This window comes from Enterococcus sp. 2201sp1_2201st1_C11_2201SCRN_220225 (assembly GCF_040925905.1).
GTDB classification, from domain to species: domain Bacteria; phylum Bacillota; class Bacilli; order Lactobacillales; family Enterococcaceae; genus Enterococcus_C; species Enterococcus_C asini_A.
Genome location: NZ_JBCOJC010000011.1, coordinates 52,587 through 62,209 on the forward strand (window position 1 = coordinate 52,587; position 9,623 = coordinate 62,209).

Annotated in this window: 12 protein-coding genes; 10 read left to right on the top strand and 2 right to left on the bottom strand. The window is 43.1% G+C overall.

Features of this window, described 5'->3' with window-relative positions; genetic code table 11:
- The 3 genes from AB5754_RS04765 to AB5754_RS04775 form a co-directional block, all read left to right on the top strand.
- The coding region (locus AB5754_RS04765) for a Gfo/Idh/MocA family oxidoreductase (RefSeq protein ID WP_368259489.1) at positions 1-281 on the top strand (281 nt) is incomplete at its 5' end.
- Between the two features lie 244 nt (positions 282-525).
- Positions 526-1,557 (top strand): DHH family phosphoesterase, encoded by a 1,032-nt coding sequence (locus AB5754_RS04770; protein ID WP_368252491.1) that lies wholly within the window; start codon positions 526-528, stop codon positions 1,555-1,557.
- Positions 1,558-1,573: 16 nt separating this feature from the next.
- Positions 1,574-1,714 carry a hypothetical protein gene (locus AB5754_RS04775; protein WP_368259490.1) on the top strand — a complete coding sequence of 47 codons (141 nt, stop codon included), beginning with the start codon at positions 1,574-1,576 and terminating at the stop codon, positions 1,712-1,714.
- Positions 1,715-1,804: 90 nt separating this feature from the next.
- Here the strand turns inward: AB5754_RS04775 and trpS are convergent, their stop codons facing one another.
- The gene (gene trpS / locus AB5754_RS04780; protein ID WP_311834442.1) at positions 1,805-2,815 is read right to left on the bottom strand and encodes a tryptophan--tRNA ligase; all 1,011 of its coding nucleotides are present in this window, start codon (positions 2,813-2,815) and stop codon (positions 1,805-1,807) included.
- Positions 2,816-3,119: 304 nt separating this feature from the next.
- Between trpS and AB5754_RS04785 the strand changes: the two genes are divergently transcribed.
- The 4 genes from AB5754_RS04785 (at position 3,120) to AB5754_RS04800 (ending at position 6,121) form a co-directional block, all read left to right on the top strand.
- The gene (locus AB5754_RS04785) at positions 3,120-3,857 is read left to right on the top strand and encodes an amino acid ABC transporter ATP-binding protein (protein ID WP_311834443.1); all 738 of its coding nucleotides are present in this window, start codon (positions 3,120-3,122) and stop codon (positions 3,855-3,857) included.
- Positions 3,858-3,899: 42 nt separating this feature from the next.
- Positions 3,900-4,706, top strand: coding sequence for a transporter substrate-binding domain-containing protein (locus tag AB5754_RS04790; RefSeq protein ID WP_368252173.1), 807 nt, complete (start codon positions 3,900-3,902; stop codon positions 4,704-4,706).
- A 92-nt stretch (positions 4,707-4,798) separates the two neighbouring features.
- Positions 4,799-5,446, top strand: coding sequence for an amino acid ABC transporter permease (locus tag AB5754_RS04795; RefSeq protein ID WP_311834445.1), 648 nt, complete (start codon positions 4,799-4,801; stop codon positions 5,444-5,446).
- Between the two features lie 15 nt (positions 5,447-5,461).
- A complete protein-coding gene (locus tag AB5754_RS04800; RefSeq protein ID WP_311834446.1) occupies positions 5,462-6,121 on the top strand; it encodes an amino acid ABC transporter permease in 660 nt (219 codons plus the stop codon).
- A gap of 39 nt (positions 6,122-6,160) precedes the next feature.
- Here AB5754_RS04800 and AB5754_RS04805 read toward each other — a convergent pair whose 3' ends face one another.
- Positions 6,161-7,057, bottom strand: coding sequence for a VOC family protein (locus tag AB5754_RS04805; protein ID WP_368252188.1), 897 nt, complete (start codon positions 7,055-7,057; stop codon positions 6,161-6,163).
- 169 nt (positions 7,058-7,226) lie between these two features.
- Here AB5754_RS04805 and AB5754_RS04810 point away from each other — a divergent pair, with 169 nt between their 5' ends.
- From AB5754_RS04810 to rph, 3 genes are all read left to right on the top strand, one after another.
- Complete coding sequence (locus tag AB5754_RS04810) at positions 7,227-7,889, top strand: radical SAM protein (protein WP_368252174.1); 663 nt, start codon at positions 7,227-7,229, stop codon at positions 7,887-7,889.
- Positions 7,890-8,253: 364 nt separating this feature from the next.
- Positions 8,254-9,066: a glutamate racemase gene (gene racE, locus AB5754_RS04815; RefSeq protein WP_368252175.1), complete on the top strand. Its 813-nt coding sequence runs from the start codon at positions 8,254-8,256 to the stop codon at positions 9,064-9,066.
- A 3-nt stretch (positions 9,067-9,069) separates the two neighbouring features.
- Positions 9,070-9,623 (top strand): ribonuclease PH (rph, locus tag AB5754_RS04820; protein ID WP_368259491.1); only part of this gene is annotated, 554 nt, incomplete at its 3' end.

A 9,623-nucleotide genomic window follows, 5' to 3' on the forward strand; every position in this document is an offset into this window, starting at 1 on the left:
CAGATAAAGATCGCCAAGAATACGATTTGAAGCATTTTTACATGCCCAATCACGCTGACTTTGGCATCGATACCCCAGAACAATACGGCACGTTGACCTATATGGATGAAAATGGGGTTTACCACGAAGAAAAAGTGATTTCTGAAGTGGGGGATTACAGCCGGATTTATGAGGGCATCTATGAAAGTATCGTAAACGGCGCCCCGAAAATTGTGAAAGACGAAGAAACATTGAAACAAATGGAAATTTTAGAAGAAGGGATTCGGCAAATGCGGGGGTAAAATAACGCCTTAAAAAATGCTAGTTCTAGGGAGAACACGTCTTATAAGGGCGTGTTTTTTCATAGACGGAGAGATTACAAAATGTTCATGAGTACACATTGAGTATTGCCCAGCTTAACTAGGTTTGGCCGGAGCTAGTCCTTTCGCCTTTCTCATTAGAGTTGCGCCTTCACTTGTTCCAGAGTAAAATAGATTTGTTTGCGACTGTTTGAAAAGTCGCTATAAAAGGAGCGAATACAAATTTATGAGCAATCTAGTTATTAAACGTTTTTCTCACACGGATTTAGACGGCGTGGGTTCAGCGATGTTATTGGCAGAGGTTTTGAAAAATTTAGACGGCGGAGAATTTCAAGAAGCGGAATTTTTACCGGTAACTTATTGTGAACCAGGTAATGATGGCACTATCGATCCGAATGTGTTGCAGTTTTTAGCGACCAATGAAGAGCCGGTGACCCATATCTTTATTACAGACATCTGTCCTTCTGAAGCGGTGATCGCAAAACTTGCTAGCTATTGTGAAGAGAAAAACATTCAATGGACGATTTTTGACCACCACATTTCTTCTGTGGCGATGAATGCAATTTTCCCTGGGCATAGCAAGATTACAGTCGCCGATCAAAACACCGGCTTGAAGCATTCTGCCACCAGTGTGGTGATGAAAGAATTGGTGGGCAAGATGCCTACTGAACTATTTGAGGATGCAAAATGGGGCAAACTGGCCCACGTGGCGGACATTATTCGCTGTTATGATTGCTGGGATTGGCAAAGTAATCCTGAGGCCGCCTACAAAGAAGTTGCCAAGGATTTCAACAATCTCTTTTACTTTTTTAACTTTGAAAAACGCTGTGATTTGATGCAGCAAGTGATGGTCCAAGGTTTAGCATACTTGGATCAATACGCGGACATCATCACTGCCATGGGAGAAAAAGAAGCAGAATACATCACCAAAAAATTGAAGCACGCTCGTTTTGGTAAGCTGGATCAATATCGCTTTGCCTATGTCCACGGAGAGCAATACCAGTCTTCATTAGGCAATGCCATGGCTCAATTAATTGATCCGGAAACCGAAGAAGTGGTGGACTTTAGTCTGGTGCTGGTTGGTCGCGGGGTGTCACTGCGGGCCGTGAAAGATGACGTGGATTTGTCGGTCATCGCCAAACGTTTCTTTAATGGCGGTGGTCACCAAAAAGCTTCCGGTGGTGTCTTAAAGCAACAAGAAATCTACATTGAAGATCAAGAAACCGGCTTGGAATCGCGCTTGTTGGTGATTGATTAAGTCACAACAAGGCTGAATGGAGTCACAAGGGAATCATTTTATCCAAAAAGAAGCAGTCGATTTGATGCTAAAAATCACCACGAGCAAACAAGAGTTTACTGAGCTAAAAATCGAGATTGCTACGTATTTACAGGCGTCAGGGAAAATTCATAAATAAAAAAACGTTTCAACTGTGGCTTTCACACCACGGTTGAAACGTTTTTTCTTAGACGAAGGTATTATGTCTGGCATTTAGCCTTTCTTAGTTTTACCCAAAATACTGAATGCCCATGGCTCCTTTAACCTCAGCTAAAGTTTGGGCGGCGATTTTTTCCGCATTGAGACTGCCTTGTTTCAACATTTCCATGACCGCTCCTGGATCTTTGGCAAATTCTTCTCGACGGGCGCGAATCGGTCCAAATTCTGCTTCTAAGACCTCGATTAAATAGCGTTTAATCTTCACATCCCCAAGACCGCCCGCGCGATATTGGTTCTTTAATTCTTCAATATGGGCTTTGTCTTGTCCAAAGACATCCAAATAAGTGAAGACCATATTGCCTTCCACTTGACCAGGATCTTCTACGTGGATGTGGTTGGGATCGGTGTACATGCTCATGACTTTTTTCGCTAGCACGTCGGCAGAGTCTGCTAAATAAATGCCGTTACCTAGGGATTTACTCATTTTGCCGTTGCCGTCGATACCCGGCAAGCGACCTTCCCCTTTAGGAGGCAAGACAGCTTTTGGTGAAACTAAGACTTCACTGTAGGTATTGTTAAAGGAATGAACGATTTCTTGGGCTTGTTCCAACATGGGTTTTTGGTCATCGCCTACTGGCACCAAATTGGCTTTAAACGCGGTGATGTCGGCGGCTTGTGAGACAGGGTAGATAAAGAAGCCAGCTGGAACCCCTTCCCCAAAGCTTTTTTGTTGGATTTCTGATTTTACAGTAGGGTTTCGTTGCACTCGGGCCACAGAAACCAGATTTAAGTAATACATGGTTAATTCCGCCAATTGAGGAATCATGGATTGGATAAAGATGGTGGTTTTGGCGGGATCTAAACCAATGGCTAAGTAATCCAGTGCCACTTGCAGGACGTTTTCAGAAACTTTTGCCGGATTTTTGGCATTGTCCGTTAAGGCTTGCATATCCGCCACCATGACGAAAAGTTTGTTTGCCGGATCTTCTTGCATGGCCACCCGGGTGCGCAATGACCCAACGTAATGTCCTAAATGCAATTGTCCCGTGGGGCGATCCCCAGTTAAAATAATGTTGCTCACGTTTTTCACCTATTTCACTAAAGTTTTTGTCTGTTTCAGTGTACCTGTTTTTGTAGATTTAAACAACTCTTGAAAAGAAGCGAACTGGATTAAAATAATTTTAGCAAATCATTTTCATTGGCAGCGGGTTTTCCTTGGTAACGCTGACGATTTTTGAAAAGCTTACACAGAATGTCACTTTTATAATAGTAGGAAATTTCAAGAAAATTCACCATTTTGGGAAGAATTTCTTTACAGACGCAAAAAAAACTCGGTATAATAACTCTAATACACAACAAAAAAATTCATAAAGGGAGCTGAATCCATGTCAATGATCGAATTCCAAAACGTGGAGAAATTCTACGGTCGATTCCATGCTTTGAAGGGAATCAATTTGCAGTTTGAAAAAGGAGAAGTGGTGGTGGTTATCGGGCCTTCTGGTTCCGGGAAAAGTACCATGCTCCGGTGCATCAATGCCTTAGAAGACATCAGTAGTGGGCAATTATTGATTAACGGTAAGGATATTCACGATAAGAGTACCAAGCTTACGGAAATCCGCAAAAATATCGGGATGGTCTTCCAACATTTCAACCTTTATCCGAACAAAACGGTCTTGGACAATATCACTTTGGCACCGAAAAAAGTGCTAGGGGAATCAGACGAAGAAGCGACAAAAACCGCAGAAAAACTCTTAGACCGAGTAGGGATGCTAGATAAAAAAGATGTTTATCCCACCACTTTATCTGGCGGTCAACAACAACGGGTTGCCATTGCCCGAGGTTTAGCTATGAAGCCAGAAGTTTTATTATTTGATGAACCGACTTCGGCACTAGACCCTGAAATGATTGGCGACGTCTTGGAAGTAATGAAAAAAATCGCCCGAGACGGCATGACCATGATCGTGGTGACCCACGAAATGGGCTTTGCTAGAGAAGTGGCCGACCGGGTAATCTTTATGGCTGACGGGGAAGTCGTGGAAGAAAGCCGCAACCCAGAAGAGTTCTTTGAAAACCCTCAATCCGATCGGGCGAAACAATTTATCAGTAAGGTAATCAACCATTAAGCCTTCTTATAAAAAAGTTGAAAAATCAAAGGAGGTCAACCAATGAAAAAAATACTTGCCTTTTTGGCATTGAGTTTTAGTTTGTTTTCTTTAGCTGCTTGTGGGAAAAGTGTAGCGGATCAGGATATTGCTGAAACCAGCGAAAAGACCCAGCAGATCACTTGGGGCGTAAAATACGATACTCGCCTCTTTGGCATGATGGATGTGGCAAATGGCGAGGTCAAAGGCTTTGATATCGACATTGCCCGGGCCATTACCGAAAAAATCCTCGGCCCTCAAGGAAGTGCGGTCTTTGTGGAAGTAACCTCAAAAACCCGGATTCCCTTATTGAAAAACGGCAATATCGATGCCATTATCGCCACGATGACGATCACCGAAGAACGCCTGCAACAGGTGAATTTCTCCGATGTTTACTTTGATGCAGGACAGTCATTACTGGTTCACAAAGACAGCGGTATTAAAGGCATTGAAGACTTAGACGCCAATTCCACGGTGTTAGCGGTAAAAGGCTCGACTTCTGTGGATAATATCAAAAAATTAGCCCCAGAAGCGAAAATTTTGGAGTGGGAAAACTATGCCGAATGTTTCACTGCCTTGCAATCCGGCCAAGGGGATGCCATGACTACAGACAATGCAATTCTTTTGGGGATGGCTTCTCAAAATCCTGATTACGTTCTAGCAGGCAAATCTTTCACGAAAGAACCCTACGGCATTGCCATTAACAAAGGCCAAGACAATTTCTTAAACAAAGTAAACGAAGCCTTAGCAGAAATGCACGCCGACGGAACTTATGACAAGATTTACGAAAAATGGTTCCCAGAATCCGACGATGGTCGGGTGGCAGACTAGCTTTAAGCAGAAAAATTGCGAGGTGGTAACACGCCTCTTTTACAAGGAATAAAAATGAGGCCTTATTCTCATTTTAAGAAAGGAGAAATTTGATGATCCAATTATTTCAAGACTATCATAGCCTGTTTCTTGATGGCTTTAAAATCACCATTTATTCGAGCATCATCGCCTTGGTCTTTAGTTTGATTATCGGGACATTGATGGCCATTTTACAACTGTCTCAAAACCGCGTGGTGCGGGGGCTAGCCAAGGCCTATGTGGAATTTTTCCGTAACATTCCCTTATTGATTATCGCCATGTTTTTCGTGGTGGTAGTGCCAATGTACTGGTTTGCCTTAGATGGCTTCCAAGCCGGAACCATTGCCTTAATCATTTATACTTCTGCTTTTATCGCAGAAACTGTCCGTTCCGGGATTCAAACGGTACCGAAAGGCCAAATGGAGGCGGGGCTGTCATCAGGACTAACCTACTGGCAAACCATGGGCTCTATCATCTTGCCCCAAGCTTTTAAAATCGTGATTCCCCCACTAGGCAATCAGTTTATCAACTTAGTGAAGAATTCTTCGGTTTTAGCTATGGTTGCTGGGTTAGATTTAATGTATCAAGCCGATTCTGTAGCCAATACTACGTTTGAAACTTTTAACACTTACATTATTGCGGCTTTGTTCTACCTTGTGTTGACATTGCCATTGTCGTATTTGATGAATCACCTAGAAAAACGTTGGTCGGTGACCGGATAGAAAGGAGGAGCCTAGATGCAAAATTTTATTGACGCATTTTCTTATGTTAACCTAAGTTTTCTAATGGATGGATTGATGGTAACCATTCAAGTTTCCGTAGTATCCATTGTATTAAGTTTTGTAATTGGTGGTCTGTTAGGCGTGTTGCGCTTTGCCAATATCAAGGTGCTCTCCCGGATTATCGGACTGGTAGTGGACATCATCCGCAACTTGCCACTGCTTTTGATTATCTTCTTTACCTACTTTGCCTTGCCTCAGATTGGGATTAAGTTTTCCATTTTCTGGGCAGCGGTGGCCGCTTTGACGATTTTCGAATCTGCCATGTTATCTGAAATTTTCCGAGCCGGCTTAAACGCTGTGCCAAAAGGGCAAATGGAAGCGGGGCTCTCCACCGGGCTGACATATACAGAAACCATGCTTTCCATTGTGATTCCCCAAGCTTTTAAATCCATGATTCCTGCTTTGGTAAGCCAGCTGATCTCTTTGATTAAGGATACTTCACTGGCAGTAATCATCAGCTTGCCGGAACTAACCCACAATGCCAAAATCATCTACGGCCAAAACGAAAGTGCGATTATTCCCATGTTCGTAGCCATGACGGTGTTGTACTTTGTGGTTTGTTACGCACTGTCCTTGTTCTCCAAGTATTTGGAAACCCGGCAGTATAATTATTGAGTTGAAAAAAGACCGGTGGGAGCCGGTCTTTTTTGCGTTTTATGCCTTACGATAGTCTGGGTAAAGGTGCGCTTCAATCTCTGCTCGTTGGTCTGCTAAAAATGGGGGTAAGGCAAAGCTTTCTCCTAAGGTTTCTAAGGGTTCATCAATGGTAAAACCAGGTCCCATCGTAGCAAATTCCATCCGATTGCCCCCAGGTTCGCGGATGTAAAGACTCTTAAAATAGCCTCGAGAAATCATTTTTTCAATTTGCCAACCTTGTTTTTGGGCTCGTTCATAGAGTTGGTCAAGTTCTGTCTCATCTTTCACCGCAAAGGCGAGATGATCGGCACTGCCACGACCCATGCGACTAGCCTTTGTGGAGTTGGTGGGGAGAATATCGAGAAAATCTGTTTCATTTAACCAAATGCGCTGCTTGCTTGTTTGCCAACCGAGAAACTTCTCAAAAAATTCGCTAGTAGCAGTGGGGTTCGCCACGTGAATTTCACTAGAATTCAAGCCGAGGATTTGTTTGTCTCCGGGAATTTCATTTTTAACTTGTTTTTCTAAAGGAAGAGATGGCAAACCAGTCTCCGTTAAAATCACGCTTACGTCGTCTCGATCTTGAAAGCGCAACTGATTTTCCGTCTCTTGAAAGTCAATTTGATAGTGAGTCAAGCGGGTTTTCCAATAGTCCAAACTATTTTTAGGAAGTTTCAAACCAATGGTGGCGATGAAATTTTGATGGTCGTATCGATTGCCTAAATGTGGGAGAATAAAAAACGTCACCACACTGCCTGGACTGCCTTGGTAATCTCCATAGTAGTAATGAAGCATGCGATGATTTTCTTGATTCACGGTGTTTTTAACAAAACGCAAGCCTAAGATTTCCGTATAAAAACGCAGATTTTCCTGGCGATTTTTGGTTAAAAGAGAAATATGATGAAATGCGTTGATTGACATAATGTCACCTTCTTTTTCTTACTTTTAATAAGTATAAACTGCAAAAGGCAATTTAAGCAAGAAAAGGGTCTTTTATTTTGCTAAACTCATTGCCAAAGCGCTGTGCCTCTGCTATGCTAAAAAAAGAGAACGTACATTCGCTTTTCGAAGGAGAGGAGCTGCCATGCACTACAAACGCTATAAGACGATTTTGTCGCCTAAAAATGGTTTGAATTTGTATCGAGGCTGTACCCATGGCTGCATTTATTGTGATAGTCGCAGTGCTTGTTACCAAATGAATCACGCTTTTGAAGATATTGAAGTAAAAGAAGATGCCATTGAAATTTTACGGAGTCAGTTGCAGAAAAAACGCCGCCCTTGCATAATCTCCACTGGTTCCATGACGGATCCTTACCTACATCTGGAAGAAAAACTAGGATTAACCCGCCAAGCGCTAGAATTAGTGGAAGAACTCGGTTTTGGTATCACCTTACTGACAAAATCTGACCGAATTTTACAGGATTTGGATCTGATTCAGCGCATTAACGAAAAGACGAAAGCCGTGGTACAAGTAACGTTGACCACCAGTGATGACTTCATGGCTGCAAAAATCGAGCCTCGGGTTTCCGTGACTTCAAAACGGATTCGGATTTTACAAGAATGTCAAAAGCGGGGGATTCCTACAGTAGTTTGGCTAGGGCCACTATTGCCATTTTTAACGGATACTAAAGAAAATGTCGTAGCACTCTTAGCTATTTGTCACGAGGCGAGGGTGAAAGGGATTGTGAATTTTGGTTTTGGGGTAACTTTGCGAGAAGGCAATCGGGAGTTAAAGAACGCTATATAAAAGAATTTGGCAATCGTTATGAGTGTATCAGCCCTGAAAATAGCCAGTTGATGACTTTGTATCATCAACTTTGTGAGGAGTATGGCATCTTACATCACAATCGAGAAGTCTTCCAATATTTGCAGGAATTTCCTCAAGAGGAAGGACCAGAACAGTTGGCATTATTTTAGAGTGAATCTTAATTTTTTCATGCTGTTATTGAATGAATAATTGATAAAACCACCAAGAAGCGGCAAAGCCAGCTTTTTGGTGGCTGTTTTTTATCTGAACAAAGCACTGGCACTTGAATTCTCACTTAAAAAAAGGGAAAATAGACAAGTATGTTACAATAGTTCTTACTAGAAAAGAGATAGGAAGTATTTTCATGGGAAACAAAGGTGCAATCGGCTTAATCGACTCCGGTGTGGGGGGGTTAACGGTTTTAAAAGAAGCATTGCGGCAACTGCCCAATGAAGCTCTCGTTTATTTAGGGGATACTGCTCGTTGTCCATATGGGCCGCGGCCGGCAGAACAAGTGGTTCAATTCACCATGGAAATGGCGGATTTTTTAATGAAACAACAGATTAAGCTCTTGGTGATTGCGTGTAATACCGCAACGGCAGTGGCTTTGGATATCATCAGAGAAAGATTGCCGATTCCTGTCGTCGGCGTGATTTTACCCGGCAGTCGGGCGGCGGTAAAGACTACAAAAACGCGCCGTATCGGGGTAATTGGCACTCAAGGAACAATCAAGAGCCATTCTTATCGACAAGCGATTTTAAGTAAGACTGCGGATACAGAAATTTTTGGCTTGGCTTGTCCTAAATTTGTACCCTTGGTGGAAAGTAATGAGACCCGCTCACCCATTGCTAAAAAAGTGGTGGCAGAAACCTTGCAACCCATGCGTCGCAATAAAGTGGACACTTTGATTTTAGGTTGTACTCATTATCCTTTGTTGCGGCCATTGATTCAAAGTTATATGGGAGATAAGGTGACTTTAATTGATTCTGGAGCGGAAACAGTAGGAGAAGTCAGTGTTTTACTGGATTATTTCAACATTGCCAACCCAGATCCTACTGCTAAGGGCAAGTGCCGCTTTTACACCACTGGTTCCACCAAATTATTTGATGATATTGCTAAGGAATGGCTCGGGTTTTCCCTGCATTCTGAACACATTGAACTAGGCATAGGAGGTTAATGGATGATTCGACACGATGGGCGCACTCCCCGAGAATTGCGCCAAACGCAAATTCGTACCAATGTTTTTAAATATCCAGAAGGCTCGGTAAGTATCTCTTTTGGGGATACGGAAGTGATTTGTAACGCCACAGTGCAAGGGCTAAGTCCTGAATTTGCAGGCCAAGGGCAAGGTTGGATTTCTGTGGAGTATAACCAATTACCACGAGCAACAAACCTGCGCCAAGGTCGAACCAGTTTCGCTAATGAACCGACAGCCAACAGGATTGCCAAAGCATTGCGAGGGGTCTGTGATTTGACTTTATTAGGTGAGCGTGAAATCTTAATTGACTGTGATGTGTTGCAAGCCGATGGGGCCGCCCAAAGCACCAGTCTCACGGGAGCTTTTATGGCTTTGCGTCTAGCGGTAAATCAGCTCTTGGCTCAAAATCAACTCTCTTACGACCCGATTCGGGAAAATGTAGCCAGCGTGGGGGTAGCGATATTACCCGACGGAACCTGTGTCTTGGACCCAGATCAAGCAGAAGAAGAGGATGCGTTAGTGGGGCTGAGTTTGGT